This is a genomic window from Pseudomonas sp. HN2-3 (genome assembly GCF_020691745.1).
GTDB classification, from domain to species: domain Bacteria; phylum Pseudomonadota; class Gammaproteobacteria; order Pseudomonadales; family Pseudomonadaceae; genus Aquipseudomonas; species Aquipseudomonas capeferrum.
Window position 1 is genome coordinate 5,925,680 of record NZ_CP085704.1, and the last position, 26,739, is coordinate 5,952,418.

General features: G+C 60.6%; 25 protein-coding genes. 11 read left to right on the forward strand and 14 right to left on the reverse strand.

Going from position 1 to position 26,739, the window contains the following annotated elements:
* Positions 1–28 precede the first annotated feature (28 nt).
* Positions 29–655 (reverse strand): DUF1826 domain-containing protein, encoded by a 627-nt coding sequence (locus LJX93_RS26875; protein WP_227696611.1) that lies wholly within the window; start codon positions 653–655, stop codon positions 29–31.
* The gene (gene zigA, locus LJX93_RS26880; protein ID WP_047582510.1) at positions 652–1,860 is read right to left on the reverse strand and encodes a zinc metallochaperone GTPase ZigA; all 1,209 of its coding nucleotides are present in this window, start codon (positions 1,858–1,860) and stop codon (positions 652–654) included. Before zigA ends, LJX93_RS26875 begins: the two co-directional genes overlap by 4 nt.
* 115 nt (positions 1,861–1,975) lie before the next feature.
* On the opposite strand from zigA, the gene LJX93_RS26885 reads away from it, so the two are divergent.
* Positions 1,976–2,356, forward strand: a complete 381-nt coding sequence (locus LJX93_RS26885; protein ID WP_047582508.1) for a hypothetical protein — start codon at positions 1,976–1,978, stop codon at positions 2,354–2,356.
* Between the two features lie 24 nt (positions 2,357–2,380).
* Positions 2,381–3,286 carry a GTP cyclohydrolase FolE2 gene (folE2, locus tag LJX93_RS26890; RefSeq protein ID WP_227696612.1) on the forward strand — a complete coding sequence of 302 codons (906 nt, stop codon included), beginning with the start codon at positions 2,381–2,383 and terminating at the stop codon, positions 3,284–3,286.
* On the opposite strand, the gene LJX93_RS26895 is transcribed toward folE2, so the two are convergent.
* Positions 3,270–3,797: a DUF3617 domain-containing protein gene (locus LJX93_RS26895; RefSeq protein ID WP_227696613.1), complete on the reverse strand. Its 528-nt coding sequence runs from the start codon at positions 3,795–3,797 to the stop codon at positions 3,270–3,272. The two genes, folE2 and LJX93_RS26895, sit on opposite strands and share 17 nt — an antisense overlap.
* Before the next feature lie 131 nt (positions 3,798–3,928).
* On the opposite strand from LJX93_RS26895, the gene cls reads away from it, so the two are divergent.
* Positions 3,929–5,368, forward strand: a complete 1,440-nt coding sequence (gene cls, locus LJX93_RS26900; RefSeq protein WP_227696614.1) for a cardiolipin synthase — start codon at positions 3,929–3,931, stop codon at positions 5,366–5,368.
* 67 nt (positions 5,369–5,435) lie between these two features.
* On the opposite strand, the gene cfaB is transcribed toward cls, so the two are convergent.
* A complete protein-coding gene (gene cfaB / locus LJX93_RS26905) occupies positions 5,436–6,620 on the reverse strand; it encodes a C17 cyclopropane fatty acid synthase CfaB (RefSeq protein WP_033702420.1) in 1,185 nt (394 codons plus the stop codon).
* A 208-nt stretch (positions 6,621–6,828) separates the two neighbouring features.
* Between cfaB and lpdA the strand changes: the two genes are divergently transcribed.
* The 7 genes from lpdA (at position 6,829) to LJX93_RS26940 (ending at position 16,269) form a co-directional block, all read left to right on the forward strand.
* Positions 6,829–8,229, forward strand: coding sequence for a dihydrolipoyl dehydrogenase (gene lpdA / locus LJX93_RS26910; RefSeq protein WP_227696615.1), 1,401 nt, complete (start codon positions 6,829–6,831; stop codon positions 8,227–8,229).
* A 162-nt stretch (positions 8,230–8,391) separates the two neighbouring features.
* A complete protein-coding gene (locus LJX93_RS26915; protein ID WP_156309985.1) occupies positions 8,392–9,198 on the forward strand; it encodes a shikimate dehydrogenase family protein in 807 nt (268 codons plus the stop codon).
* A gap of 146 nt (positions 9,199–9,344) precedes the next feature.
* Positions 9,345–10,154: an IclR family transcriptional regulator gene (locus LJX93_RS26920; RefSeq protein WP_033702422.1), complete on the forward strand. Its 810-nt coding sequence runs from the start codon at positions 9,345–9,347 to the stop codon at positions 10,152–10,154.
* Positions 10,155–10,404: 250 nt separating this feature from the next.
* Positions 10,405–11,748: an MFS transporter gene (locus tag LJX93_RS26925; RefSeq protein WP_033702423.1), complete on the forward strand. Its 1,344-nt coding sequence runs from the start codon at positions 10,405–10,407 to the stop codon at positions 11,746–11,748.
* A 37-nt stretch (positions 11,749–11,785) separates the two neighbouring features.
* A complete protein-coding gene (locus LJX93_RS26930) occupies positions 11,786–12,595 on the forward strand; it encodes a sugar phosphate isomerase/epimerase family protein (protein ID WP_033702424.1) in 810 nt (269 codons plus the stop codon).
* Between the two features lie 43 nt (positions 12,596–12,638).
* A complete protein-coding gene (locus tag LJX93_RS26935) occupies positions 12,639–14,357 on the forward strand; it encodes an FAD-dependent oxidoreductase (RefSeq protein ID WP_095063952.1) in 1,719 nt (572 codons plus the stop codon).
* 88 nt (positions 14,358–14,445) lie between these two features.
* Positions 14,446–16,269: an FAD-dependent oxidoreductase gene (locus tag LJX93_RS26940; protein WP_227696617.1), complete on the forward strand. Its 1,824-nt coding sequence runs from the start codon at positions 14,446–14,448 to the stop codon at positions 16,267–16,269.
* Positions 16,270–16,290: 21 nt separating this feature from the next.
* Here LJX93_RS26940 and arsH read toward each other — a convergent pair whose 3' ends face one another.
* Genes arsH through LJX93_RS26960 form a run of 4 tightly spaced genes read right to left on the reverse strand, consistent with a single transcriptional unit; the run spans position 16,291 to position 19,182 of the window.
* Complete coding sequence (gene arsH, locus LJX93_RS26945; protein ID WP_095063953.1) at positions 16,291–17,004, reverse strand: arsenical resistance protein ArsH; 714 nt, start codon at positions 17,002–17,004, stop codon at positions 16,291–16,293.
* A gap of 23 nt (positions 17,005–17,027) precedes the next feature.
* The gene (locus tag LJX93_RS26950; protein ID WP_156309987.1) at positions 17,028–17,498 is read right to left on the reverse strand and encodes an arsenate reductase ArsC; all 471 of its coding nucleotides are present in this window, start codon (positions 17,496–17,498) and stop codon (positions 17,028–17,030) included.
* A gap of 14 nt (positions 17,499–17,512) precedes the next feature.
* Complete coding sequence (locus tag LJX93_RS26955; RefSeq protein ID WP_156309988.1) at positions 17,513–18,796, reverse strand: arsenic transporter; 1,284 nt, start codon at positions 18,794–18,796, stop codon at positions 17,513–17,515.
* Positions 18,797–18,825: 29 nt separating this feature from the next.
* Positions 18,826–19,182: a metalloregulator ArsR/SmtB family transcription factor gene (locus LJX93_RS26960; RefSeq protein ID WP_156309989.1), complete on the reverse strand. Its 357-nt coding sequence runs from the start codon at positions 19,180–19,182 to the stop codon at positions 18,826–18,828.
* 217 nt (positions 19,183–19,399) lie between these two features.
* Here LJX93_RS26960 and LJX93_RS27585 point away from each other — a divergent pair, with 217 nt between their 5' ends.
* Complete coding sequence (locus LJX93_RS27585; protein ID WP_413787257.1) at positions 19,400–19,510, forward strand: hypothetical protein; 111 nt, start codon at positions 19,400–19,402, stop codon at positions 19,508–19,510.
* Between the two features lie 124 nt (positions 19,511–19,634).
* Here the strand turns inward: LJX93_RS27585 and glmS are convergent, their stop codons facing one another.
* The 6 genes from glmS to atpG all read right to left on the reverse strand — a co-directional run bounded on the left by glmS (position 19,635) and on the right by atpG (position 26,724).
* Positions 19,635–21,470 (reverse strand): glutamine--fructose-6-phosphate transaminase (isomerizing), encoded by a 1,836-nt coding sequence (gene glmS / locus LJX93_RS26970; RefSeq protein WP_033702430.1) that lies wholly within the window; start codon positions 21,468–21,470, stop codon positions 19,635–19,637.
* 2 nt (positions 21,471–21,472) lie between these two features.
* Positions 21,473–22,249 (reverse strand): DeoR/GlpR family DNA-binding transcription regulator, encoded by a 777-nt coding sequence (locus LJX93_RS26975; protein ID WP_033702431.1) that lies wholly within the window; start codon positions 22,247–22,249, stop codon positions 21,473–21,475.
* A gap of 260 nt (positions 22,250–22,509) precedes the next feature.
* The gene (glmU, locus tag LJX93_RS26980) at positions 22,510–23,877 is read right to left on the reverse strand and encodes a bifunctional UDP-N-acetylglucosamine diphosphorylase/glucosamine-1-phosphate N-acetyltransferase GlmU (RefSeq protein ID WP_156309990.1); all 1,368 of its coding nucleotides are present in this window, start codon (positions 23,875–23,877) and stop codon (positions 22,510–22,512) included.
* Positions 23,878–23,996: 119 nt separating this feature from the next.
* Positions 23,997–24,416, reverse strand: coding sequence for a F0F1 ATP synthase subunit epsilon (locus LJX93_RS26985; protein ID WP_033702433.1), 420 nt, complete (start codon positions 24,414–24,416; stop codon positions 23,997–23,999).
* A 43-nt stretch (positions 24,417–24,459) separates the two neighbouring features.
* Positions 24,460–25,836, reverse strand: coding sequence for a F0F1 ATP synthase subunit beta (gene atpD / locus LJX93_RS26990; protein WP_016489910.1), 1,377 nt, complete (start codon positions 25,834–25,836; stop codon positions 24,460–24,462).
* A gap of 27 nt (positions 25,837–25,863) precedes the next feature.
* A complete protein-coding gene (gene atpG / locus LJX93_RS26995) occupies positions 25,864–26,724 on the reverse strand; it encodes a F0F1 ATP synthase subunit gamma (protein WP_033702434.1) in 861 nt (286 codons plus the stop codon).
* Positions 26,725–26,739: the final 15 nt, after the last annotated feature.

Consider the following 26,739-nt stretch of genomic DNA (forward strand, 5'->3'; position numbering starts at 1 on the left):
GGCTGGAGGTAGGCCTCACTATGCGCCGTCACGCCAACCAGTCAAGGCTCAGCAGCAAGCGCCGTTGGTGCCCGGATGGCGAGCGATGCACCAGCCCGGCGCCCTCATTGCCTCGCCATTTTTCGCCTTTGAGAACGGCCACATCGCCCGCCTGCAGCCGTTGAATGTTATCCACAGCAGGCATTGCCTGGTGCAGTTCACGCCGGCCTATCGCACCTTCCTGCAGCCATTCACTGCCCGGCCCCGCGTAGCTTGTGAGCAAGCGCAGCGGCACGTGGTCCACATGAAAGCGCGGGCACATCGGTGCATCCAGCACGCGCAGGCGCAAGCCCAACCGTCGTGCGCCGAGCAGGCAGGTATAGGCGGCCACCAGCCAGGCCACGTCGGCGACAAAGCTCTCATAACCCTGCAAGTCTGCGGTTTCATGCAACAAGCCCGGTAACGCCGGTGCCTGCTGTTCGTCCACATCGACTACCCGCTGGTCAGCCAGGGGTTGATCAAGGCTGACGACCAGCTGGGCGAAATCCTCCAGTTGAGCCGGCATGCGCCGACGCCATACCGCCAGGTTCACACTGTCCTGCAGAACTTCGGTCAGTACTTGCGGCGAGTCACCCGACACCTGAAAGATATCCACAGGCTTGTGTGCGACGATCATGCTGCCGCCTCCTCGTGCCAAGGACCGAACGGATCTGGCAAGCGCAGCCAGCCCATCGGCCCCAGGCCCATTTCTTCATCCGTCAACAGGCATGATTGCAGCTCTGTGGATAACTTTTCGAAGTCAATATTCTGCCCGATGAACACCAGCTCCTGGCGGCAGTCACCGCTCTCGACGGCCCAGTTTTTCAGTATTGCCGCCGTGTTATCCACATCCTGTGGCCACTGTTCACGCGGCACGAATCGCCACCAGCGGCCAGCCATGCCATGGCGCATCATGCCACCTGCCTGCGACCAGCTGCCGGCCTCTTGATACTTGCTGGCCAACCAGAAAAAACCTTTCGAGCGCAGCAGCCTACCGTTGGTCCAAGGGGTGTGGATAAAGTCGAAAAAGCGCTGTGGATGAAGCGGACGCCGAGCCTGCCATGTGCTGGCGGCGATGCCGTATTCTTCGGTTTCCGGTACGTGCTCGCCGCGCAACTCCTGCAACCAGCCGGGCGCCTGCGCGGCTTGGTCGAAGTCGAACAGGCCGGTATCGAGGATACGCGCCAGCGGTACCTCGCCCATGACCATGGGCACGATCTGCGCCCTGGCGTTGAGGCTGCGCAGAATAGCGATCAGCTCTTCCCGTTCGTGCTGGCCGATCAGGTCGATCTTGCTCAACAGCAGCACATCGGCGAACTCGACCTGTTCGATCAGCAGGTCGCTGATCGAACGCTCATCGTCCTCACCCAGGGTTTCGCCACGGCTGGCCAGGCTGTCTGCCGCCTGATAGTCGCGAAGAAAGTTCAGGCCATCGACCACGGTGACCATCGTATCGAGGCGCGCCATGTCGGAGAGGCTACGGCCTTGCTCGTCGCGAAAGGTAAACGTCTCGGCCACCGGCAACGGTTCCGAGATCCCGGTGGACTCGATCAGCAGGTAATCGAAGCGCCCCTCCTCAGCCAACCGCGCAACCTCCTCGAGCAGGTCTTCACGCAGCGTGCAACAGATGCACCCATTGCTCATCTCCACCAGCTTTTCTTCAGCACGGTTGAGGCTGACGTTGCGCTGAACCTCGCTGGCATCAATGTTGATTTCACTCATGTCGTTGACGATCACCGCGACTCGCAGGTTGTCGCGGTTACGCAGCACATGGTTCAGCAGGGTGCTCTTGCCGGCACCAAGGAAGCCGGACAGAACGGTAACGGGGAGACGGTTGGACATGGCGAAACCTCTTCAGGCGAAGGCATTCGAAACGATGCATTGCATAATGTTATAAAGTAACAATACAATTTCGCCAAGCTGTTCTCGTCGGATGAATGCGCCCCGGAGATGAAATATGAAGCCGTCGCGTGCGGTGTTATTGCTATTGCTGGTTGTGCCATCGGTACTGTCGGCTATGCCACAGGGCAACCCGTTGGCGCTGTGCACCCGCAGCGCAACCCTGTTGGCCTGCCAGGACGGCAAGGGCAGTTACTACAGCGTGCGCACCGAAGGCAGCACGTTTTATCTACGTGGGTACGACTACGAAAGCCGCCGTTTGTGGGCACAAACCAACAGCCGCTACGGCACGTTGACCTTCTACACCGGCCTGGCAAGCGATGGCGAAGCGTGGGTGGGCTATAGCCGCCGCATCGGATGGACCACCTTGAACCGTGTTTCCAGCTCCAGCGGGCAGCGCTTCAACCTGCACTGCAGCTTGCTCGGCGGTTGCCGCTGATCGCCTTTTCATTTGGAATTACCCATGACCCAGCTCAAGCTTCCCGATATCGCCAGCCAAGCCCAGCAGCACGCCTTACCGCTGGACTGGGTGGGCATGTGTGGCATTGACTTGCCAGTGCAATTCGAGGGCCGTATCGCCGCAGCCAAGGTCGACGCAGGTGTCAGCCTGGTGGACGGCAGCTCACGCGGCATCCACATGTCGCGCCTTTACCTGGCACTTGAATCACTGGAAGGTCAGCCACTCACCGCGCTGGTTATTCGTCAGCTATTGGCTGATTTTCTGAACAGCCATGAAGGGCTCTCCTCTGCGGCCTACCTACGCGTGTCCTTCGACCACCTGCTTAAACGGCCGGCCTTGGTCAGCCCGTTGGCAGGCTGGAAAAGCTATCCAGTAACTCTCGATGCACGCATAGAAAGTGAGATGTTCCACGTGGAACTATTTGTTTCCGTGCCCTACTCATCCACATGCCCTTGTTCGGCTGCGCTTGCAAGGCAGCTGATTCAACAACAATTCCAGGCGGATTTTGCCGAGCAGCAGGTGGATAAGGACAGGGTGATGGCGTGGCTTGGTAGCAGCCAGGGCATCGTGGCGACGCCCCATAGTCAGCGCAGTAGCGCGCAAATTCACGTGCGCTTGAAAAGCAACGTGCTGGAGCTGCCGGTGACCGACTTGATCAACCGTGTGGAGGCCAGCCTGGGAACTGCCGTGCAAACTGCGGTCAAGCGTGCAGATGAACAAGCGTTCGCGTTGGCCAACGGACAGAACTTGATGTTCTGCGAAGACGCCGCACGACGGTTGCACCAGTCGTTACGACAATTGAAATGGGCCACTGCCTTCAAGCTGCGCGTGGAACATGCAGAGAGCCTGCATGCCCACGACGCAGTCGCCACCAGCCAATGGCAGTGGCAAATCAGCTACGCGGTTTGACCGCCCCGCAGTCATTGCTGAGCCAGACCGCACGGGTGTTCATGCTGCCTTGCTGCTGCACACCCGACGCATTGAACGTACCGCTGACCTGGGTGGTGAACTCTCTGTCACTCAGAAAGGTAGCCTGGCCAGTGCCCTGGGCCTTGGGGCAACTGAACTGGAACTTCCATACGTTGCCAGTGCGGTCGGTAATCTGCTGCGTGCAGCCCGACTTAGGGTCTTGCAGCGGAATATCATTGGTTGCCACCTGCTCTGGCGTCAGGCACGAGCGCACCCCATTACCCCCCACTGTCACCCCTTGCTTGGCCAACACGCCCTCCATCATGGCGCGCTGCTCCGGCGGCAGGTTCTTCAATTGGCCGAGCATGAACGCCATGTCGGGTAACGGCTTGCCATCGACCTGCATGTTGCTGGTGGTCAGCTCCCACAAGCCGGGCTGCAACATCTGTGCATGCACCAACGGGCTGCTCAGGCCAAGGGCCAACGCCAACAGTGGCAGACGAATCTTCATGGGCAAACGCTCCTGGAATAAACCGGCCAACGGGCCGGGCTGAGCCTTAGACGCCAAATCCACCTGCAGGTTGCAAGCCGGACCGGGAACGTGTTCTGTTACCCACAGTGTACTCGGCAAGCAGGATGCATATGGATTACCACAGCCCCTACTTCTTCGGTTATGTGCTCGGCCTGATTCACCTGTTGGGCATCATCGCCGCACTGCATGCAGTGTTCACCGTGCGTACCGCCCAAGGTGCGATTGCCTGGGCCATGCCACTGGTCTTCATTCCCTACCTGACCTTGATCCCCTACCTGATCTTCGGCGCTCGCTCTTTCTATGCCTACATCAAGGCACGGCGCCAGGCCAACCAGGAAATGCACGTGGCCATGGCCAACCTCAACTGGCGCCCATGGGTAGAAGAGGCGCTCACCGCCCGCGAGTCCGAAAGCTATGCTGCGTTGCGTGCCATGCCAAAGCTCGGACGCATGCCCTGCCTGGCGAACAACCAGGTAAAGCTGTTGATCGATGGTAAAGCGACGTTCGATGCCATCTTCACCGCAATCAATCAAGCCCGCGAAGTGGTGCTGGTACAGTTTTTCATCATTCACGACGACAACCTGGGCAAAGCGCTACAGCAGTTACTGCTGCGCAAAGCGGCCGAAGGGGTGAAAGTGTTCGTCCTCTTCGACCGGGTCGGTAGCCATGCTTTGCCGGCAAGCTATAGCCAGGTGCTGCGAGCGGGTGGTGTGGAGATTCATGCCTTCGCCACGCGCCGTGGCTGGTTCAACCGCTTTCAGGTGAACTTCCGTAACCACCGCAAGATCGTGGTGGTGGATGGCCTGGTCGGTTTCATTGGCGGGCACAATGTGGGTGATGAGTACCTGGGTGCGCATCCGCAACTGTCGCCTTGGCGAGATACCCACGTGCAAATCGGTGGGCCCGTGCTGGCCTGCTTGCAGGAGTCGTTCGCCGAGGACTGGTATTGGGCAACCCGCCAACTGCCACCGTTGATCCTGCCCGACACCTACCCGGAGAACGGCGTACTGTGCCAGGCGCTTGCCAGCGGGCCAGCGGATCCGCAGGAAACCTGCTCGCTGTTCTTCCTTGAAGCGATCCATTCGGCTACGCGTCGGGTGTGGATCACCAGCCCCTACTTCATCCCCGATGAGGCTGTGTTCGCCGCCTTGCGCTTGGCGGTGCTGCGGGGGGTGGATGTTCGCATCCTGATTCCGTCACGGCCCGACCACCGGATCGTCTATGCCGCCTCCAGCCTGTTTGCCTTCGAAGCGGTACGCGCCGGTGTGCGCATGTTCCGCTACCAGCCAGGCTTTCTGCATCAGAAGGTGGTGCTGGTGGATGACGATGTGAGCGCGATCGGCAGTGCCAACCTGGACAACCGTTCGTTCCGCCTGAACTTCGAGATCACCTTGCTGACGGTGGACCGTGCATTTGCCGATCAGGTGCAAACCATGTTGGCCAACGACTTCGAGCAGGCTCGGGAGATTACTGCGGAGGACAGCCTGGATACCCATCGCCTGCAACAACTTGGGATGCGGATTGCTCGGTTGATCTCGCCGATTCTTTAACAGGCACTAATAACCAGGGGCCGCATAGCGGCCCCTGGCATGTGTGGTCGAACGTGAAACACTCAGCCTAGCGGTACAAATCCTCACGGGTCCATGGCAGGTCATGGCGGCCATCGGCATAAGGTTTCACGGCCAATATCTGGTGCAGGTTGATCCAGCCCTTCTCGAAGGCGTAGGCACAACCGGCCAGGTACAGCCGCCAGATGCGCAGGGTCTTTTCCGGCACCATGGCCGCCGCACGATGCAGCTGGTTTTCCAGGTTCTCACTCCAGTGGTGCAAGGTCTTGGCGTAATGCAGGCGCAGGCTTTCTACATCGACGACCTCAAGCCCCGCCTCACAAATGCTGGCGCTGATCATCGACAGATGCGGCAGCTCGCCGTGGGGGAAGACATAACGGTCGATGAACTCCCCCGCCCCCCGCCCTACCGGTCGCCCATCCACATGCTTGGCGGTGATGCCGTGGTTCATGACCAGGCCACCTTCACGCACCGCACCGAACAGCTTCTGGCAATACAAAGGCAGGTTGGCATGCCCGACATGTTCGAACATGCCGACACTGACCACCTTGTCGAAACGGCCATCCTGGGGCAGGTCTCGGTAGTCGAGAATCTGCAGGTCGACCTGCCCGGCCAGCCCCTCTTCCTTCACCCGCTCACGGGCCAGCTTGAGCTGCTCCTTGCTCAAGGTAATACCGAATACCTTGGCCCCATACTCACGTGCGGCAAAGCGTGACAGGCCGCCCCAGCCACAGCCCACATCCAGCAGGTAGTCACCCGCCTGCAGGCGCAGCTTGCGGCACAGGTGGTCGAACTTGTCCTGTTGGGCCTGGGCCAGCGTGTTGTCCGGCTCACGGAAGTAACCACAGGAGTAGACCATGTCCGGGTCCAACCACAACTGGTAGAACGCATTGGACAGGTCGTAGTGATAGGAAATGGCTTCGGCGTCGGTGTCCTTGTCATGGGCAATACGCTGTGGCGTCGTGTCGTCATCGTCACTCAGCAGGGCCTCGCTGAGTACGTCGCACACGCGAATAACCTCGCCGATATCGCCCTCGAGCTCCAGCTTGCCTTCAACGAAGGCCTCACCCAGCTCGTTAAGGCTTGGGTGGGTGAACTGGCTGATCAGCTGAGGCTCCTTGATCAGGATCGTCACTTGCGGGCTCGGCCCAAGATCGAACTCGTTGCCGTCCCACAACTTCAGACGCAAAGGTAAATGCAGGCTCTGCAACGCAGGTGGAAGTTGCGCAAGCATCAATGACCCTCCCTTCAGGTAACGGGGCGCCACGCCTCATAAATTCGGACGCCACGGAATCAGGGTAGTTCATAGCTGCAGATTTTGGGCTAAACGCGACGATGGTCTAGAACCAACCGACATGAAAAACACGCAGATTGTATACAATTCTAAGCACACAGACTAACCTTGTGCCCCTCTCGCGCTTCTTCATCCTGGAGTGGAACCCATGAAATCCTATGACGTGGTGATCATCGGCGGTGGCCCTGGCGGCTATAACGCGGCAATCCGTGCAGGCCAGCTGGGCCTGAGTGTTGCCTGTGTAGAAGGCCGCTCGACCCTGGGCGGCACCTGCCTCAATGTTGGCTGCATGCCATCCAAGGCGCTGCTGCATGCATCCGAGCTGTACGAGGCCGCCAGCGGCGATGAATTTGCCCACCTCGGCATCGAAGTGAAGCCGACCTTGAACCTCGCCCAGATGATGAAACAGAAGGACGAGAGCGTGACCGGCCTGACCAAGGGCATCGAGTACCTGTTCCGTAAGAACAAGGTTGACTGGGTCAAGGGCTGGGGCAGGCTGGATGGCGTTGGCAAGGTCGTGGTCAAGGCCGAAGACGGCAGCGAAACCACGCTGCAGGCCAAGGACATTGTCATTGCCACCGGCTCAGAACCCACACCCCTGCCAGGCGTGACCATCGACAACCAACGCATCATCGACTCGACCGGTGCACTGTCCCTGCCCCGGGTTCCCAAGCACCTGATCGTCATCGGCGCCGGCGTGATCGGCCTGGAGCTGGGTTCGATCTGGCGCCGCCTGGGCAGCCAGGTCACCGTCATCGAATACCTCGACCGCATCTGCCCGGGCACCGATGAAGAAACCGCCAAGACCCTGCAAAAGGCCCTGGCCAAGCAAGGCATGAGCTTCAAGCTCGGCAGCAAGGTGACACAAGCCACGCCGTCGGCCGATGGCGTCAGCCTGACCCTGGAGCCCGCCGCCGGTGGCGACGCACAAACCCTGCAAGCCGACTATGTGCTGGTGGCCATCGGCCGCCGCCCGTACACCCAGGGCCTGAACCTGGAAAGCGTGGGCCTTTCGACCGACAAGCGCGGCATGCTGAGCAATGACCACCACCGCAGTGCGGTGCCCGGCATCTGGGTGGTCGGCGATGTCACCTCTGGCCCAATGCTCGCGCACAAGGCCGAAGATGAAGCGGTATCGTGCATCGAGCGCATCGCCGGCAAGGCCCATGAGGTCAACTACAACCTCATCCCCGGCGTCATCTATACCCGCCCGGAACTGGCCAGTGTGGGCAAGACCGAAGAACAGCTCAAGGCCGAAGGGCGCGCCTACAAGGTCGGCAAGTTCCCCTTCAGCGCCAACAGCCGCGCCAAGATCAACCACGAGACCGAAGGCTTCGCCAAGGTCATTGCCGATGCCAACACCGATGAAGTACTGGGCGTGCACCTGGTGGGCCCGAGCGTTAGCGAAATGATCGGCGAGTTCTGCGTAGCCATGGAGTTTTCGGCTTCGGCAGAAGACATCGCCCTCACCTGCCACCCACACCCGACCCGCTCCGAGGCCTTGCGCCAGGCGGCGATGAATGTGGACGGGATGGCAATGCAGATCTGACAGATCGCGCTCAGGCAATGCGACCCCGGCATTGCCTGGCACTCTTCGCTATCCACATTTGCCCACCCAAAAGGAATCTATTTCTTAAATGGAATGATATTCCGATATCCGTGTGATAGGTTTGTGCTGCAACGCTGGCGCGGCATACCCACGGAGAACTCAATGTCCCAATTGTTGATACCCAGCCCTACAGGCAATACCCGAATCTTTGCGGTCGTAGGTGACCCGGTAAAGCAAGTGAAGGCCCCGCAGCTGCTCAACAAGGTATTCGCTGAGCAAGCTGTGGACGCGGTGATGATTGCAGTGCATGCCCGGCCTGAACAGCTCGCGACGGTAATACGCGGCCTACAAGCGATGGAAAATTTCTCGGGCATGCTGATCACCATTCCTCACAAGTTTGCCGCTCGCGAATTTGCCGATGAGGTCAGCCTTGCCGTCCAGGTCTCCGGCAGCACCAACGCATTGCGGCGCAACGAACAAGGCGTATGGGAAGCTGACAACTTCGACGGGACAGGGTTTGTCCTGGGCCTGCAGCGCAAGGGGTACGCGCTGGCCGGCAAGCGTGTCGTACTGGCCGGAGGTGGGGGTGCGGGAAGTTCGATTGCTGTCGCATTACTGCAAGCAGGAATCGGCCAGTTATCTCTGCAAGAACCGGATACCGTCAAAGCCGATGCACTGCTCTCCAGGCTGGACCAACATTGGCCGGGGCGATGTGAGGTCGCTCAGCGCCAGCACCTCGGGCTAGCCGATATCGTTATCAACGCAACGCCGTTAGGGCTCTCGGATGAAGACCCGCTTCCTGTTGATCTGGCTGCCCTGGCCCCCAGAACGCTGGTGGCAGACATCATCATGCAACCCGTTGAGACTCGCCTGCTAAGCGAGGCGCAAGCGCTGGGGCACCCTGTGCATCCAGGCAGCTACATGCTGAGTGAGCAATTGGGCTGCTACAGGAAGTTTTTCAGCATCTGAGGCCTTAACAGCGTGCACATAACCCCTGATTGGCGGCCCCTGTACGCTGGCGTCAATATAGGCATCCCTTTCTTTTGCAACGCGTCATGGGTAGCCTTCAATGCATTTTCTACGGGAGCTCATCTCTCACACATCAAGGAACAACTATGAGCAATGCGCTGGAACGCGGCCTGCACGCTATTGAGCTATTGGCCGGGAAACGCACCGGGCTGCCTCTTCAGCAAGTTGCCGAAGCCTTGGACATTCCGCCGAGCGCCACTCACCGCATGCTTAATTGCTTGGTTGAACAAGGTTTTGTGCGCCAAGACCCTCAGCACGGTAATTATGTTCTCGCCCTCAAGGTGGTATCGCTTGCACTGAAGCACCTGTCCCAGAGCGACATCGTCGACCTCGCCAAACCGATCCTTGAACGCCTTGCCCGTGTGTCTGGCGAACTGGTGCGTTTGAGCATTGTCGATGGCGACAACCTGGTGTGGATCTCCAAGGCGCAAGGCACGCGCTCCGGGCTTCGCTACGACCCTGATGCCGGTGCCGAAGCCAAACTCTGCTGTACAGCATCGGGGCTTGCGTGGTTGAGCTGTCTGAGTGACGAACGCGCGCTGGAGCTGGTTTACCGTCAAGGCCTGGCCAAAGCCGGTGAATATGGGCCCAACGCGGCGACTACGATCGACCAGCTGCTTAAACACCTGCAGCTCGCACGTGATCAAGGCTATGCGTCAGTTGACGAGAGTTTTGAAATTGGCGCGGCGGCGATGGCTATCGCAATCCTCGATTCGCAGCGACACGTCATCGGCGTGATCAGCATAGCCGGCCCAAGCGTTCGCTTGACCCAAGAGCGTATGCAGGCTCTCAAAGCGGCATTGTTCGAGGCCGCCGAAGAAATCACCGCAATCAGTCTGGACAGTCTTCCCAAGCTGTCGATGATGACCTCCCGGATCACCGATCAGACCGGCTGATCGGACCACCGATCGAACGCGGCCTGTCGTCCGACGTGGCCGCCTCCTCTCCTCAAGCCCTGCTGTCGAATGCGTCAAGCCAAGCGCGCTGACTCCTGCCGATCAAAATCATAAATGGAATGCTTTTTACTTTTGGAATGGCCTTCCATTTATGATAGTGTCATCACCGCCCACTGAGAAAGCCTGGTGTTCTGCAAAAGATGCCGCTGCCAGAAAGGCGTTCTGATAAAAACAAAAACAGGAGTCATCTATGTCGAGTTCTCCCAACCTTGATGTCAGCACCTTCATGGACGCTAGAAAAATGAGCGCCAGGCAATGGCTGGTGCTGTTTCTGGGCTTCATGGTGCTTGTCTTTGATGGGTTCGATACGACCTCGATCGGTTTCATAGCACCCGCGCTGGTCGACGACTGGGGCTTGCAGCGACATGACCTTGGGCCCGTGATGATGAGCGGCCTGCTCGGGCTGGCCTTCGGCTCATTGACTGCCGGATCGTTGGCAGATCGTTTTGGCCGCAGGCCTGTCATCATCGGTTCAGTGCTGCTGTTCGGCCTGTGGAGCCTAGCTTCGGCCTGGGCCACCGGGGTCGTCAGCCTGACAGTGCTGCGGTTTCTGACCGGGGTCGGTCTGGGTGCATCAATGCCGAATACCGCGACACTGATTTCCGAATTTGCACCCAAGCGTTACCGCTCTCATATGGTCTCTTTCATCTACTGCGGTTTCGCCTTTGGCGCGGCCCTGGGTGGCCTGGGCAGTGAGTGGCTGATCGCCCATTTTGGCTGGCGATCGGTATTGGTGGTCGGCGGTGTGCTGCCCATTGCCTTTGCGCTCCTGCTGCTTTTCAGCCTGCCGGAGTCCATCCGCTTTTTGGCCCAGAACAGTGCGTTGAAGGAACGACTGATCAAGGAGATCAACAAAGTTGCCCCTGGCTTGGCCAACGCCCGTACCCGATTTCATATCAGCGAAGCGTCGATCAAACAGGCTGGCAAGGTCAGCGCGTTGTTCGCGTCCGGTTATAGCCTCGGTACCTGCATGATCTGGATCACGCTGTTCATGGGCTTGCTGACCATGTACTTGCTGTCGAGCTGGCTGCCGCTGCTGACCCGCGATGCCGGTCTTAGCATGGGCGATGCGGCACTGCTGGGCTCGTTGCTGCAAATTGGCGGCATGCTGGGCAACTTTACCGTCGGCATGAAGATGGACCGCTGGGATCACCATAAAGTGGTCGGCATTACGGTGTTCTGCGGTGGCGCCTGCGCGGTGCTAATCGCGCTGCAGCAGCCGACGATGCAGGTTCTCTGCCCGCTGATCCTGTTGCTGGGCTACTTCCTCAATGGCGTCAACGTCGGTGGCTATGCGTTGGCAGCCGCTTTCTACCCAACCCAGATCCGTGCCACCGGGGTGTGCTGGGCAACCGGCATCGGTCGCCTGGGCGCTATCAGCGGCGCCGGGATCGGCGCACTCATGCTGGCTGCCCAATGGGATTTCAGCCAGGTCTTCTTGTTCCTCGCCATCCCTTCCTTGCTCGGGGTCACGGCGCTATGGGTCAAAGGCCGTCAGCACAGAACGTCGGCGATTCCCACCCCAGCCAACTGAATTCCAGCGCGCTTAACCCCCTCTCCGGAGACCTGCCATGCAAGCTAGCTATTCCATCGCCCAACTGACCGCTCTCGATTTCAGCCCGCCCGAAATTATCGAACTGGCTGCCCGCACCGGCTATGACCAGGCTGGCGTGCGGTTGTTACCCGTCGCGCCAGGGGCCGTCGCCTATCCACTGATGGATGACGCACGCATGCTGCGTGAAACGCTCGCACGGATGAACGACACCGGCGTGAAGGTCTTCGATCTGGAATTGATACGCCTCGATGCCCAATTCGATCTGCAACGCTACCTGCCGTTTTTCGAGGTTGGTGCGCAGCTAGGGGCCAAGGCGGTACTGGTAGCCGGCGACGATCCGGAGCAAGGCCGACTTGTAGAGCACTACGCTCGGCTATGCGACGCAATGCAACCCTTCGGCCTCTCAGCAGACCTCGAATTCATGCCGTGGACGGCCGTCAATGACCTGGCCAGTGCTCTGCATATTGTGGAACAGGCCGATCGAGCCAACGGCGGCATCCTGGTAGACGCCCTGCATTTTGATCGTTCAGACAGCCGCTTCGAGGATTTGCAGCGAATCCCAGCGCAGTGGCTGCACTACGCACAAATATGCGACGGCCCTGCGATGCGCCCCGACACCCATGAGGGACTGATCCAGGCGGCGCGCTGCGGGCGTTTGCTACCAGGGGAAGGTGACATCGATCTGGCCAGGATATGGCGCAGCCTGGCAGCCGCGGTTCCGGTCAGTGTCGAGATCCCGAATGACCGCAGGGTAGCGCAAGTGGGGGTAGAGGCTTGGGCCCGAGAGGCGTTGGCGGCAGCCAAGGCAATCATTGAGCCGCTGTAAATCATTGACGCTGACCAAGCCCACTACACCAGGAGACCTCTTGATGCTTACCGACACTTCCCTGCACACCACGGTGGACTGCGATGTCCTGATCATCGGCTCTGGTGCAGCCGGGCTTAGCGCAGCCGTGACCGCCGCGTGGCATGGTCAGCGGGTGATCGTGGTCGAGAAGGATGAGGTGTTCGGCGGTGCCACCGCCTGGTCGGGTGGCTGGATGTGGGTGCCGTGCAATCCGTTGGCTCAGCGCGCCGGGATCATTGAGGACCGCTCGCTGCCACGCACCTACCTTGAACATGAATTGGGTGACCACTTCGACCCGACCATGATCGATGCCTTTCTCGAAGCAGCGCCCAACATGGTCTCCTTTTTTGAGCGCCATACCGCTTTGCAATTCGCCGACGGTAACGCAATTGCTGATATCCACGGGGATACGCCAGGCGCCGGCACCGGCGGTCGGTCGGTGATCGCCGCCCCTTACAATGCCTACGCGGTAGGCAAACTGCTAAAGCGGCTGCGCAAGACGATGCGCGAAACCTCGTTCATGGGCATGCCGATCATGGCCGGCCGTGACCTGACTGCCTTCCTCACCCTGACACGCTCCTGGCGTTCGCTGCTGCACGTGACCCAACGCTTGGGCAAACACTTGATCGACCTTGCACTCAAGGGGCGCGCCATGCACCTCGTCAACGGCGTCGCCTTGATCGCCCGCCTGGCCAAGTCAGCCGAAGACCTTGGCGTACAGCTCTGGGAGTCAGCGCCGGCCACTGAACTGATCCATGAACACGACCGGGTCGTCGGCGCCGTGGTCGAAACAGCAAAAGGCCGTATCGCCATTCGGGCACGCAAAGGTGTGGTGCTGGCTGCAGGTGGCTTTGCCAATGACATCGAACGACGCAAGGCACTGTTCCCGCGCACGCCAACGGGCCATGAACATCTGGCGTTACCGCCTCTGGGCGTCAATGGCGATGGTTTGCGCCTGGGCGAGAGCGTCGGCGGCCAGGTCGCTGAAGACCTGGCCAGTGCCGCCGCTTGGGCGCCCGTTTCTCGAGTACCTTACAAGGACGGTAGCGCCGGCCACTTCCCGCATATCATCGAACGCGGCAAGCCCGGCATCATCGGCGTCCTCGCCAACGGCCAACGGTTCGTCAACGAAGCCAATGGCTACTATGACTATGTTGCCGCCATGGTCGCGGCCGCACCCGGCACCGAGGTCGCGTCCTGGTTGATCTGCACCCGCGCGTTTCAGCGGCGTTATGGGCTGGGCGTTTCCCGGCCTTTCCCACTGCCCGTTGAGCCATTCATCCGCTCGGGTTACCTGAAAACTGGCCACTCCATCGAGGCGTTGGCCTTGGCGTGCGGGATCGACCCCGCGGGCCTGAGCCAGACTGTGACCGAGTACAACCGCCACGCCCGCAACGGTGAAGACCCCCAGTTCGGTCGCGGCACTACGCCCTACAACCGCAAGCAGGGTGATGCGCAGCACGCGCCAAATCCTTGCGTCGCGCCAATCGAGCAGGGCCCTTTCTATGCGGTGAAGGTCGAGGCAGGCTGCTTCGGCACCTTCGCAGGCCTCAAGACCAATGCCCATGCGCAAGTCCTCAACACTGACGGGCAGCCGATCGCAGGCCTTTATTCAGCGGGGTCCGACATGGCCAGCATCATGGGCGGGCACTACCCGGCCGGCGGAATCAACCTGGGGCCAGCCGCAACCTTCGGCTATATCGCCGGGCGCCACCTGGCTGGCGCCACAGCCTACGAATAACGCCCGGCCTACAGGCCTTGATCCTCGAGGGATCCCCCATGTCGTTTGCTTCCAAGCCCTTCGCCCTTACCACTCAGGAGAACGTACGATGAGCACCATCACCCCCCTTCCCCCACGCTGGGACCAGGAAGTCGACCTGTTGGTGTTCGGCGCAGGCACCGCAGGCATGACTACCGCGTTGATGGCCAAGCACCACGGGCTGGACGTGCTGCTGTGTGAAAAAACCGCTGCCGTGGGCGGCATCAGTGCGACCTCAGGCGGTACCACCTGGGTACCCGGCACCACCCAGAGCCAGCGCGCCGGAGTACCGGACAGCGTGGCAGATGCTGCAACCTTCCTTAAGGCGGTGGTCGGTGAGCGCGGTGGTGAAGCCTTACGCGAAGCCTTTCTGACCAGCGGGCCGCAGGCAATTGACGAGTTGGAGCGCATCAGCGAAGTCAAATTCGTGGCCGCCGCCGCCCACCCCGACTATGTCAGCGGCCCAGGAGCAGCGTTCGGTGGCCGCGCCCTGGCACCGCTCGCGTTCGACGCCCGGCTACTGGGGAAAGATTTCGCCCGCGTACGGCCTCCACGCCCAGAGTTCATGGGGCTGGGCGGCATGATGGTGCCCCGCGCCGACCTGGACGCGCTGCTGTCGCCCTTTGCCTCGTTGAAAAACCTGAGCCGTACCCTGAGCGTTGTCGGCCGCTATTGCATCGACCGCCTGAGCCACCCCCGTGGCACCAACCTGGTGATGGGTAACGCCTTGGTTGCCCGCCTGTTCTACAGCCTGCGCCAGCGCAACGTTACCATTCGTTTTGAAACGCCCTTGCACGACTTGATCCAGGAGAACGGCAAGGTGGTGGGCGCTGTGGTGCTGCACAATGGCCAGCCCCAGCGCATCCGCGCCCGCCGAGGCGTGGTGATGGCCACCGGCGGCGTGACCCGCCACCCGACATTGCGCAAGCAACTGTTCCCGGCCGCGGCCCAACCCCTTTCACTGGCGCCCTTGACCCATACCGGCGACGGCATCGATCGCGCGCTGAAGGCTAACGCCCAGCTCGACAACGGCCATGACAGCCCCGGTCTATGGATGCCCTGCTCGATCCGCACAAGCAAGGACGGCTACCAGGCCGTCTGGCCACACATCCTGCTAGACCGTGCCAAGCCAGGGCTGATCGCAGTCAACCGCCGGGGCCTGCGCTTCGTCAATGAGTCGGACTCCTACCACGACTTCGTCATGGGCATGCTCGCCGATGGCAGCCCCACCGCCCACCTGATCTGCGATGAAGCCTTCTTGCGCCGCTATGGCCTGGGCCTGGTGATGCCGCTGCGCACCGCCGCCAACATCGCCAGCTTCGTCAAGGCCGGCTATCTGGTCAAAGCCAGCACGCTGGCTGAGCTTGCCAGCAAGCTCAAGATCGATGCCGAGGGGCTCGCAACCACGGTCAACACCTACAACGCCTCCGCCGCACACGGTGAAGACCCGGCATTCAACCGTGGCAGCAGCCCCATGAACCGTCACAATGGCGACCCACAGCAAACACCCAACCCCTGCGTGCGCCCGCTGGGCGAGGGGCCTTACTATGCCGTCACCGTACAACCCGCCGACCTCGCCTGCAGCGCAGGCTTGAGCGGCAACGCCGACGGCCAGGTGCTGGACACCCAAGGCCAGGTGATCGAGGGGCTATACGCCTGCGGTAATGACCTGGCCTCGATCTTTCGCGGCACCTACCCTGGCCCAGGTACCACCCTGGGGCCTGCGATTGTGTTCGGCTGGCGGGTGGCCCGGCATGCGGCGGGGTTGGAGGGTGCCAAGAGGGGCATGCCCGGTGCGCTCCACAGCCGTGACGCTCACGGGTCGAGCGGGGTGCCCGGACAAGGCGTCAAAAGCAGCACACCCGGAGCATGGGGCAACGATTTCAATGAGTAAGGGTGCGACATGCTCATGACCTCAAATAGACCGAATATTGACTCTCTTGGATAGTTCTTGCGCCGACTCTTTGCGCTCGGAGTAGCGGTCTACCAAATAATTCTGGCGATCACGCAGCAGCAGCGTGAACTTGGTCAGTTCCTCCATCACGTCGACCAGTCGATCGTAGAAAGAAGACGGCTTCATGCGCCCGGCTTCATCGAACTCCAGGAAGGCTTTCGGCACCGACGACTGGTTCGGGATGGTAAACATACGCATCCAGCGGCCAAGCACGCGCAGTTGGTTCACCACGTTAAATGACTGCGAGCCTCCACACACCTGCATCACCGCGAGGGTCTTGCCCTGGGTTGGGCGAACGGCGCCCATGGCCAGCGGTACCCAATCGATCTGCGCCTTGAAGACAGCACTCATTGAGCCGTGACGCTCGGGCGAGCACCACACCTGGCCTTCGGACCATTGCATCAGCTCGCGGAGTTCCAGCACCTTCTCGTGGGAGTCCGGAGCGTCATCCGGCAGCGGCAGGCCGGAAGGGTCGAAGATACGGGTTTCGGCGCCGAACTCTTCCAGCAGGCGCGCAGCTTCCTCAACCATCAAGCGGCTGAATGAGCGTTCGCGGGTCGATCCGTACAGCAGCAGGATGCGCGGTTTGTGCGTGGAAGGATCCTTCGGCGCCAGCCGCTCCAGCGACGGCAAATCAATCAGTTCTGGTTGGACATTTGGCAGGTGGTCGTTCATTTCGGTCTCCATTGATCCAGGGCCTACAGGGCGCCAATACGGGCAAGTTCGCCTTTCAGTTCGTCCTGGCTCAGTTGCGAGAGAGGCAGCGCAATGAAGGCGCGCACGCGCTCATCGATCTTCGCAAGTGTGGTCTGGAAGGCTTCTTCGATTTCGGCCTCACTCCCGATGACCGCCGAAGGGTCGGCCAGACCCCAGTGGGCTTTGAGCGATGGACCGAAGAAGATCGGGCAGGCTTCGCCGGCAGCGCGGTCGCACACGGTGACAACGATGTCGGGAGGAGAGCTCTCGAAGGCATCCGAGGCCTTGCTTGCAAGACCAGCGGTGGGGATACCGGCGGCTTCCAAGGTTTTCAGTGCCCGCTCATTGACCTTGCCGCTTGGGAAGCTGCCCGAGCTCACAGCGTCCATACCCTCGGGGGCCCGGTGATTGAACAGCGCCTCGGACAGGATGCTGCGGCAGCTGTTGTGGGTGCACATGAACAGGACTTTCATCAGGTATCTCCGGTTCAAAAACTCAAGCGGATGGCCAATGCGGCCAAGGTGGCAAGCAGGATCGGCAGCGTCAGGACGATGCCGGTGCGCAAGTAGTAACCCCAGGTGATGACGATGTTCTTGCGGGCCAGCACGTGCAGCCACAGCAAGGTGGCCAGGCTGCCGATGGGGGTGATTTTCGGACCGAGGTCACAGCCGATGACGTTGGCGTAGATCATGGCCTCGCGCACGATGCCGGTGGCCTCAGCGGAATGGATCGACAAGGCCCCTACCAGCACAGTGGGCATGTTATTCATGACCGACGACAGGCCAGCGGCGAGCAACCCCGTGCCGAGGGATGCGCCCCAGATCCCGTAGCCGGCGAAGACATTGAGGATCTGCGTCAGGTAGTCGGTGAGGCCGGCGTTACGCAGGCCATAAACCACGAGGTACATGCCAAGCGAGAACACCACGACCTGCCAAGGCGCGTCCTTGAGAACCTTGCGGGTAGAAATTACGTGCCCGCGGGCGGCGATCAGGTAGAGGATCAGCGCACAGGCAGCAGCGATGGCGCTGATCGGAACGCCCAGCGGCTCGATGGCGAAAAAGCTGACCAGCAACAGCGCAAGCACCCACCAGCCGGCAACGAACGTCGCCTTGTCGCGGATAGCGGCTTCGGGAGCCTTGAGTTGGTCGAGTTCATAGGTACGCGGCAGGTCCTTGCGGAAGAACCACAGCAGCATTCCCAGGGTGGCGGCGATGCTGATCAGGTTCACCGGCACCATGACCGAGGCGTATTCGCTGAAGCCAATGCCAAAGTAGTCGGCGGAGACGATGTTCACCAGGTTGGAAACCACCAGCGGAAGGCTCGCGGTATCGGCGATGAAGCCCGCCGCCATGACGAATGCCAGCGTCGCCGCCGGGGAGAAGCGCAGGGCCAGCAGCATGGCGATGACGATCGGGGTCAGGATCAGTGCCGCACCGTCGTTAGCGAACAGCGCCGAGACGGCGGCGCCCAGCAGGATGATGAAGGCGAACAGCTTGCGGCTGCTGCCGCTGCCCCAGCGGGCCACGTGCAATGCCGCCCACTCGAAGAACCCCGCCTCATCCAGCAGCAGGCTGATGATGATGACGGCGATAAAAGTTGCGGTGGCGTTCCACACGATCTGCCAGACCACTGGAATATCGGACAGGCTCACGACGCCAGCCAGCAGCGCCACGACAGCTCCTAGAGCTGCACTCCAGCCCACGCCTAAGCCCTTGGGCTGCCAGATGACGAGAACGATCGTCACCAGAAAAATCAGAAATGCGATCAGCATGACGACAACTCAATCAGCGAAGGGAAGTATCAAGCACAAGCAACAGGGCTCTGCGGCCGCTCGCCCATTTCGGCAAGGCGCAACGCATCGGGGCTCAACCATTGCTGGTTCGCATCGACCACTCCCTTCAGCATCGCGTCCACCCACTGCGGCAGTTCGGGGTGCAGTCGGTAGTACACCCATTGACCCTTGCGGCGATCCATCAGGAGTCCAGCCTCGCGCAACTGGGCCAAATGCCGCGAGATCTTCGGCTGGCTCAGCTCCAGCGCGTGGGTAAGTTCGCAGACACAGAGTTCGCCTTCGCGGGCGATCAGCAGGGTCATCCGGGCCCGAGTGTCATCAGCCAGGCATTTGAAAACGACGGGGGGAGTCAGTGTTTCCCGCATGTGACCTCCTGGGGAATGCGTGTACGACTAATATCTGGAGATCCGAATATATGCCTATTCGAATATGTGGTAAACCAGATATTCACAATCGCCGCGCCTTACGGGACGTCATAAAACAGGAAATAGCCCGCGCTCTGGGCCCTAAGGAAGTGGTCGGACTCGTCTGATTCGCTCACGGGTTGTCGGACCGGCCCAGCGAAAGTCAGGGATCGGTACCCTGCTGCTCAGAGCACTTGAGCGAATAGCGGAAGCTGACGGTGCCCAGAGATTCATGACCCTGAACGGCAAGGGGCATCAGAGAACGCCAGATCTAGGTAGGGAGGGGTGAAGCGGGGAGGAGGGTGAAGCGCCCGATGAAGGGAAGCGAGCGCTTCCCTCTACCGGCAACAGTTTCAATTGTTCGACAACAGTTCTAATGCAACGAAACCACCATCGCCATTAAACGCTGCGGCTTACTCGACTGTCACCGATTTCGCCAGGTTACGCGGCTGGTCAACGTCGGTACCCTTGAGCACGGCGACGTAGTACGACAGCAGCTGCAGCGGAATGGTGTACAGGATCGGCGCCAGGGCGTCCGCGATGTGCGGCACCTTGATCACGTGGGTGCCTTCACCGTTGGTCATGCCAGCGTGCTCGTCGGCGAACACCACCAGCTCACCGCCACGGGCACGTACTTCCTGCAGGTTGGACTTGAGCTTCTCCAGCAGTTCGTTGTTCGGCGCCACGGTGACCACCGGCATGTCGTTATCCACAAGCGCCAGCGGGCCGTGCTTCAGCTCGCCCGCCGGGTAGGCTTCGGCGTGGATGTAGGAGATCTCCTTGAGCTTGAGGGCACCTTCCATCGCCACCGGGTACTGGGCGCCACGGCCCAAGAACAGGGTGTGGTGCTTGTCGGCGAACAGTTCGGCGATCTTCTCGACAGTCGCGTCCATGGCCAGTGCCTCGCCCAGGCGGGTCGGCAGGCGGCGCAACTCTTCAACCAGCTCGGCTTCCACACCGGCTTCGAGGGTACCGCGCACCTGGCCCAGGGCCAGGGTCAGCAGCATCAGCGAAACCAGCTGGGTGGTGAATGCCTTGGTCGAGGCAACACCGATCTCCGGGCCGGCCAGGGTCAGCAGGGTCAGGTCGGATTCGCGCACCAGCGAGCTGATGCCGACGTTGCAGATGGCCAGGCTGCCGAGGAAGCCCAGCTCCTTGGCATTGCGCAGGGCGGCCAGGGTGTCGGCGGTCTCACCGGATTGCGAGATCGAGACGAACAGGGTGTCTGGCTGGACCACGACCTTGCGGTAGCGGAACTCGCTGGCCACTTCGACCTGGCAAGGGATGCCGGCCAGGCTTTCGAGCCAGTAACGGGCAACCATGCCGGCGTGGTAGCTGGTACCGCAAGCGACGATCTGCACATTGCGAACCTTGGCAAACAGTTCGGCGGCATTCGGGCCGAAGGCCTGGACCAGCACATTGTCCTTGCCCAGGCGGCCTTCCAGCGTGCGCTGGACCACGCTTGGCTGCTCGTGGATTTCCTTGAGCATGAAGTGACGGTAGGTACCTTTGTCGGCCGCCTCAGCGCCTTCGTGGTACTGCACGGTTTCACGCTGGACCTTGGTGCCGGCCTGGTCCCAGATGCTGACTTGGTCACGGCGGATCTCGGCGATGTCGCCTTCTTCCAGGTACATGAAACGGTCGGTGACCTGGCGCAGGGCCAACTGGTCCGAAGCCAGGAAGTTCTCACCAAGGCCGAGGCCGATCACCAGCGGGCTACCGCTGCGAGCGGCTACCAGGCGGTCTGGCTGTTTGGCACTGATCACGGCCAGGCCATAGGCACCGTGCAGGCGCTTCACAGCGGCCTTCAGCGCATCGGTCAGGTCCGGGACAGTCTTGAGCGTGTGGTGGATCAGGTGAACGATGACTTCGGTATCGGTCTGCGAAGTGAATACGTAGCCGAGCTCTTTCAGCTCTTCACGCAGCTCTTCGTGGTTTTCGATGATGCCGTTGTGCACGACCGCCACTTCACTGGCCGAAAAGTGTGGGTGGGCGTTGCCTTCGGTGGGCGCACCATGGGTGGCCCAACGGGTGTGGGCGATGCCCAGCTGGCCGGTGAGAGGGTCGGCGGCGACGGCGGCTTCCAGCTCGCTGACTTTACCGATACGGCGGCGACGCTCCAGCTCACCTTGCTGGCTGAAGACAGCCAGGCCGGCACTGTCGTACCCGCGGTATTCGAGGCGCTTGAGGCCTTCGATCAGAATGGCGGTAATATTACGCTCGGCTACGGCACCAACGATTCCACACATGGTTATTGCTCCTGGCTGATCGCGGCGCAAATCAGGTTGATGCCGCGGGCTTGAATGTGTTCGCGTGCCGCTGCGGGCAGGCGTTCGTCTGTAATAAGGGTATTCACGCTGCCCCAGGGCAGCTCGAGGTTAGGGATCTTGCGCCCCACCTTGTCGGACTCGACCATCACGATCACTTCCCGGGCCACCTCGGCCATGACTCGGCTCAGACCAAGCAGCTCGTTGAAGGTGGTGGTACCCCGGTTGAGGTCGATGCCATCGGCACCGATGAACAGCTGGTCGAAATCGTAGGAACGCAACACCTGCTCGGCCACCTGCCCCTGGAACGACTCGGAGTGCGGGTCCCAGGTGCCGCCGGTCATCAGCAACACCGGCTCATGCTCCAGGTCGCTGATGGCGCGGGCCACGTTCAATGAGTTGGTCATTACCACCAGGCCCGGTTGGCGGCCCAATTCAGGGATCATCGCAGCAGTGGTGCTGCCGCTGTCGATGATGATCCGCGCATGTTCGCGGATACGCCCTACAGCAGCGCGGGCAATGGCCTTCTTGTAAGCGGACACGGGCTGGGTAGGTTCGCCGAGCAACTCTTGCGGCACCGGCACCGCACCGCCGTAGCGTCGCAATAGCAGGCCATTGGTTTCCAGGGCTGCAAGGTCCTTGCGAATGGTGACTTCTGACGTTTCGAAGCGCTTGGCCAACGCGTCCACACTCACCTCGCCCTGCTCGCTGAGCATGGCCAGGATGTTGTGCCGGCGTTGGGGGGTGTTACGTTTCGACATGAGCGCTTAAGTTTCGATTCGAAAGATAATGGTTGCAATCAAAACCTAAGACGCTCGTTTCGTCAAGCGCCATGAACTGTGGATAAGTCTGTTGTCGTCCGCTGACGCGGCCCTTTCGCTACCCTCCAGGTGGCGCGTATCCCTGTAGGAGCGGCCTCGCGTCGCGAAAGGAGGGCAAAGCACTCCCAGCTTTCCAACAGCCCAAAAAAAACCGACCCATTCACACAGGTCGGCTTTCGATCGAAACAACTGTGTATAACTCAGCTCTTCTTGATCTTCTCCGGCCGCTTCCAGCCGTCGATGTTGCGCTGGCGCGCACGGCCCACAGCAAGCTGCCCTGCTTCAACAGTCTGGGTGATGGTCGAGCCTGCCGCAGTAGTAGCACCAGCCTGGATATCCACAGGCGCCACCAACGAGTTGTTCGAGCCGATGAACACGTCTTCGCCCATCACCGTCTTGAACTTGTTGGCGCCATCGTAGTTGCAGGTGATGGTGCCAGCGCCGATGTTGGTGCGCGCACCGATTTCGGCATCGCCCAGGTAGCTCAGGTGGCCGGCCTTGGCGCCCTCACCCAGGTGAGCATTTTTCAGTTCGACAAAGTTACCCACATGGGCCTTGGCATCCAGCACGCTGCCCGGGCGCAGGCGCGCGAACGGGCCAGCATCGCTACCCTCGCCCATCACCGCACCTTCGATGTGGCTGTTGGCCTTGACCACCGCACCCTTGCGCAGGGTGCTGTTCTTGATCACGCAGTTGGGGCCGATTTCTACATCGTCCTCGATCACTACCTGGCCTTCGAGGATCACGTTGATGTCGATCAGCACATCACGGCCTACGGTCACTTCACCGCGCACATCGAACCGCGCCGGGTCGCGCAGGGTGACACCCTGCGCCATCAGGCGGCGGCCTGCGCGCAACTGATAGTGGCGCTCCAGCTCGGACAGCTGGCGACGATCGTTGGCGCCCTGCACTTCCATCGGGTCATGGGGCTGCTCGGTCGCTACCACCAGGCCGTCGGACACCGCCATAGCGATGACATCCGTCAGGTAGTACTCGCCCTGGGCATTGTTGTTCGACAAACGGCTCATCCAGTCCGCCAGGCGCGCGGCAGGCAGGGCCAGAATACCGGTGTTGCCTTCCTTGATCGCTTTCTGCGCGTCGTTGGCATCCTTGTGCTCAACGATCGCCGTTACCTTGCCCTGCTCGTCACGCACGATACGGCCATAGCCGGTCGGGTCTTCGAGGGTGACCGTGAGCAGCCCCAGTTGCTGGTCGTTGGCCTTGGCCAACAGACGCTGCAAGGTCTCCACTTCGATCAACGGCACATCGCCGTACAGCACCAGCACGGTATCTGCGGTCAACGCCGGCAGCGCCTGAGCCACGGCATGGCCTGTACCCAGCTGCTTGTCCTGCATGACGAAGTTCAGGTCGTCAGCTGCCAGGCGCTCTCGTACCTGCTCGGCACCGTGGCCAATGACCACGTGGATGCCTTGCGGCTGAAGCTGGCGCGCGCTGTGGATAACATGGCCGAGCATGGAGTTGCCGGCAACCGGGTGTAGTACCTTGGGCAGCGCCGAGCGCATGCGGGTACCTTGGCCGGCGGCGAGAATAACGATATCGAGTGACATTACTGGCTACCAATCCTGGGCGGTCAGTGAAATGACCGGGGGGGAAATCAAAAAAAGAAAAAGGGTAGCCGAGGCTACCCTTTTACTCAATCGCAACAGAAGTCATCAGCCGTGGCCGATTACTTGCCTTTGCGCATTTGCTGGACGGTACGCAGCTGAGCTGCGGCCTCGGCCAGACGTGCGGCGGCGGCGCCGTAGTCGAAGTCCGCGCCTTTCGTATTCAGGGCGTTCTCGGCAGCCTTGAGGGCTTCCTGAGCCTGCGCTTCATCCAGGTCTGCAGCACGTTGCACGGTATCGGCAAGCACCTTGACCATGTTCGGCTGAACCTCGAGGAAACCACCAGAGATGTAGAACACCTCTTGTGCGCCACCCTGCTTGGTCAGCGTGATCGGACCTGGCTTCAGATTGGTGATCAGCGGCGCGTGGCCTGGAGCGATACCAAGATCACCCAGGTTACCGTGCGCAACCACCATCTCGACCAGACCGGAGAAAATTTCTCCTTCCGCGCTGACGATATCGCAATGGACTGTCATAGCCATCTGCTTGCCTCAACCTGATAGCGCCCCTTGCGGGGCGCAGGAATTACAGTTTCTTGGCTTTCTCGATCGCTTCGTCGATGCTGCCGACCATGTAGAACGCTTGTTCTGGCAGGTGGTCGTAGTCACCTTTGAGGATGCCGCTGAAGCCAGCGATGGTGTCTTTCAGGGAAACGTACTTGCCTGGCGAACCGGTGAAGACTTCGGCCACGAAGAACGGCTGCGACAGGAAGCGCTGGATCTTACGAGCGCGGGCTACCAGTTGCTTGTCGGTCTCGGACAGTTCGTCCATACCCAGGATCGCAATGATGTCCTTCAGCTCTTTGTAGCGCTGCAGAACATACTGAACGCCACGAGCGGTGTCGTAGTGCTCGTTGCCGATCACGTTCGGGTCCAGCTGGCGCGAAGTCGAGTCCAGTGGATCGACCGCTGGGTAGATACCCAGGGAGGCGATGTCACGGGACAGAACGACGGTGGCGTCCAAGTGGGCGAAGGTGGTCGCTGGCGACGGGTCGGTCAAGTCGTCCGCAGGTACGTATACGGCCTGGACGGAGGTGATCGAACCTTCCTTGGTGGAGGTGATGCGCTCTTGCAGAACGCCCATCTCTTCAGCCAGGGTCGGCTGGTAACCTACTGCCGAAGGCATACGGCCCAGCAGTGCGGATACTTCGGTACCGGCCAGGGTGTAACGATAGATGTTGTCGACGAACAGCAGAACGTCGTTACCTTCGTCACGGAACTTCTCAGCCATGGTCAGGCCGGTCAGCGCTACGCGCAGACGGTTTCCTGGTGGCTCGTTCATCTGACCGTAGACCAGCGCTACTTTGTCGAGAACGTTGGAGTCCTTCATCTCGTGGTAGAAGTCGTTACCCTCACGAGTACGCTCACCCACACCAGCGAACACGGAGTAACCGCTGTGTTCCATGGCGATGTTACGGATCAGTTCCATCATGTTTACGGTCTTGCCGACACCGGCACCACCGAACAGACCAACCTTACCACCCTTGGCGAACGGGCAAACCAGGTCGATAACCTTGATGCCGGTTTCCAGCAGGTCGTTGCCGCCTGCCTGGTCAGCGAACGAAGGCGCTGGCTGGTGGATACCGCGACGCTCTTCTTCACCGATCGGGCCGGCTTCGTCGATCGGGTTGCCCAGTACGTCCATGATACGGCCGAGAGTGGCCTTACCAACAGGAACGGAAATGGCAGCACCGGTGTCGACGACATCCAGACCGCGCTTCAAGCCTTCGGTGGAGCCCATCGCAATGGTACGAACCACGCCGTCGCCCAGCTGCTGCTGAACTTCGAGGGTGGTTTCCGCGCCTTGTACTTTCAGCGCGTTGTATACACTCGGCACGACGTCACGTGGGAATTCCACGTCGATGACGGCGCCGATGATTTGAACGATACGTCCGCTACTCATAGCTGGATCCTCTGAATATGTGAACCGTTAAACCGCGGCAGCGCCGCCGACGATTTCCGAGATCTCCTGGGTGATCGCAGCCTGACGCGCCTTGTTGTAGATCAATTGCAGCTCTTTGATCAAATCACCGGCGTTATCTGTGGCGTTTTTCATGGCGATCATCCGGGCCGCTTGTTCAGCAGCGTTGTTCTCGACCACCGCCTGGTATACCTGCGACTCCACGTAACGCACCATCAAGCCGTCCAGCAGCTCTTTTGCGTCGGGTTCGTACAGGTAGTCCCAGTGGTGCTTGAGTTCCTGATCCGGGGTTGCCACCAACGGTACCAATTGCTCGACCGTTGGCTTCTGGGTCATGGTGTTGATGAACTTGTTCGAAACCACCGAGAGGCGATCGATACGGCCGTCCATGTAGGCGTCCAGCATCACTTTGACGGAGCCGATCAGATCGTTGATCGATGGCTCTTCGCCCAAGTGGCTGATCGCTGCTACGACGTTGCCGCCAAAGATGCGGAAGAAAGTCGCACCCTTGCTGCCAATCACGCACAGGTCGATTTCCACGCCCTGTTCGCGGTTTGCGCTCATGTCCTTGACCAGGGCCTTGAACAGGTTGGTATTCAAGCCACCGCACAGACCACGGTCACTGCTCACCACGATATAACCGGCGCGCTTTACAGGGCGCTCGATCATGAACGGGTGGCGGTATTCCGGGTTGGCGTTGGCCAGATGACCGATCACCTGGCGGATACGCTCCGCGTAAGGACGGCTAGCAGCCATGCGCATTTGTGCCCTGCGCATCTTGCTGACCGCCACTTTCTCCATGGCGCTGGTAATTTTTTGCGTGCTTTTGATGCTCGCAATCTTACTGCGAATCTCTTTTGCGCCTGCCATGTATCACCTATCAGG

Excerpts from the sequence above, each read along its gene's own strand:
- LJX93_RS26915 (WP_156309985.1), top strand. The coding sequence starts at position 8,392 with ATGTCCCAATTGTTGATACCCAGCCCTACAGGCAATACCCGAATCTTT.
- LJX93_RS26885 (WP_047582508.1), top strand. The coding sequence starts at position 1,976 with ATGAAGCCGTCGCGTGCGGTGTTATTGCTATTGCTGGTTGTGCCATCG.
- LJX93_RS26950 (WP_156309987.1), bottom strand. The coding sequence starts at position 17,498 with ATGAAAGTCCTGTTCATGTGCACCCACAACAGCTGCCGCAGCATCCTG.
- glmU (WP_156309990.1), bottom strand. The coding sequence starts at position 23,877 with ATGTCACTCGATATCGTTATTCTCGCCGCCGGCCAAGGTACCCGCATG.
- folE2 (WP_227696612.1), top strand. The coding sequence starts at position 2,381 with ATGACCCAGCTCAAGCTTCCCGATATCGCCAGCCAAGCCCAGCAGCAC.
- LJX93_RS26975 (WP_033702431.1), bottom strand. The coding sequence starts at position 22,249 with ATGTCGAAACGTAACACCCCCCAACGCCGGCACAACATCCTGGCCATG.
- atpG (WP_033702434.1), bottom strand. The coding sequence starts at position 26,724 with ATGGCAGGCGCAAAAGAGATTCGCAGTAAGATTGCGAGCATCAAAAGC.
- LJX93_RS26925 (WP_033702423.1), top strand. The coding sequence starts at position 10,405 with ATGTCGAGTTCTCCCAACCTTGATGTCAGCACCTTCATGGACGCTAGA.
- atpD (WP_016489910.1), bottom strand. The coding sequence starts at position 25,836 with ATGAGTAGCGGACGTATCGTTCAAATCATCGGCGCCGTCATCGACGTG.
- zigA (WP_047582510.1), bottom strand. The coding sequence starts at position 1,860 with ATGTCCAACCGTCTCCCCGTTACCGTTCTGTCCGGCTTCCTTGGTGCC.
- LJX93_RS26920 (WP_033702422.1), top strand. The coding sequence starts at position 9,345 with ATGAGCAATGCGCTGGAACGCGGCCTGCACGCTATTGAGCTATTGGCC.
- LJX93_RS26940 (WP_227696617.1), top strand. The coding sequence starts at position 14,446 with ATGAGCACCATCACCCCCCTTCCCCCACGCTGGGACCAGGAAGTCGAC.
- cls (WP_227696614.1), top strand. The coding sequence starts at position 3,929 with ATGGATTACCACAGCCCCTACTTCTTCGGTTATGTGCTCGGCCTGATT.
- LJX93_RS26935 (WP_095063952.1), top strand. The coding sequence starts at position 12,639 with ATGCTTACCGACACTTCCCTGCACACCACGGTGGACTGCGATGTCCTG.
- arsH (WP_095063953.1), bottom strand. The coding sequence starts at position 17,004 with ATGAACGACCACCTGCCAAATGTCCAACCAGAACTGATTGATTTGCCG.
- LJX93_RS26985 (WP_033702433.1), bottom strand. The coding sequence starts at position 24,416 with ATGGCTATGACAGTCCATTGCGATATCGTCAGCGCGGAAGGAGAAATT.
- LJX93_RS26960 (WP_156309989.1), bottom strand. The coding sequence starts at position 19,182 with ATGCGGGAAACACTGACTCCCCCCGTCGTTTTCAAATGCCTGGCTGAT.
- LJX93_RS26895 (WP_227696613.1), bottom strand. The coding sequence starts at position 3,797 with ATGAAGATTCGTCTGCCACTGTTGGCGTTGGCCCTTGGCCTGAGCAGC.
- lpdA (WP_227696615.1), top strand. The coding sequence starts at position 6,829 with ATGAAATCCTATGACGTGGTGATCATCGGCGGTGGCCCTGGCGGCTAT.
- LJX93_RS26875 (WP_227696611.1), bottom strand. The coding sequence starts at position 655 with ATGATCGTCGCACACAAGCCTGTGGATATCTTTCAGGTGTCGGGTGAC.
- cfaB (WP_033702420.1), bottom strand. The coding sequence starts at position 6,620 with ATGCTTGCGCAACTTCCACCTGCGTTGCAGAGCCTGCATTTACCTTTG.
- LJX93_RS26955 (WP_156309988.1), bottom strand. The coding sequence starts at position 18,796 with ATGCTGATCGCATTTCTGATTTTTCTGGTGACGATCGTTCTCGTCATC.
- LJX93_RS26930 (WP_033702424.1), top strand. The coding sequence starts at position 11,786 with ATGCAAGCTAGCTATTCCATCGCCCAACTGACCGCTCTCGATTTCAGC.
- glmS (WP_033702430.1), bottom strand. The coding sequence starts at position 21,470 with ATGTGTGGAATCGTTGGTGCCGTAGCCGAGCGTAATATTACCGCCATT.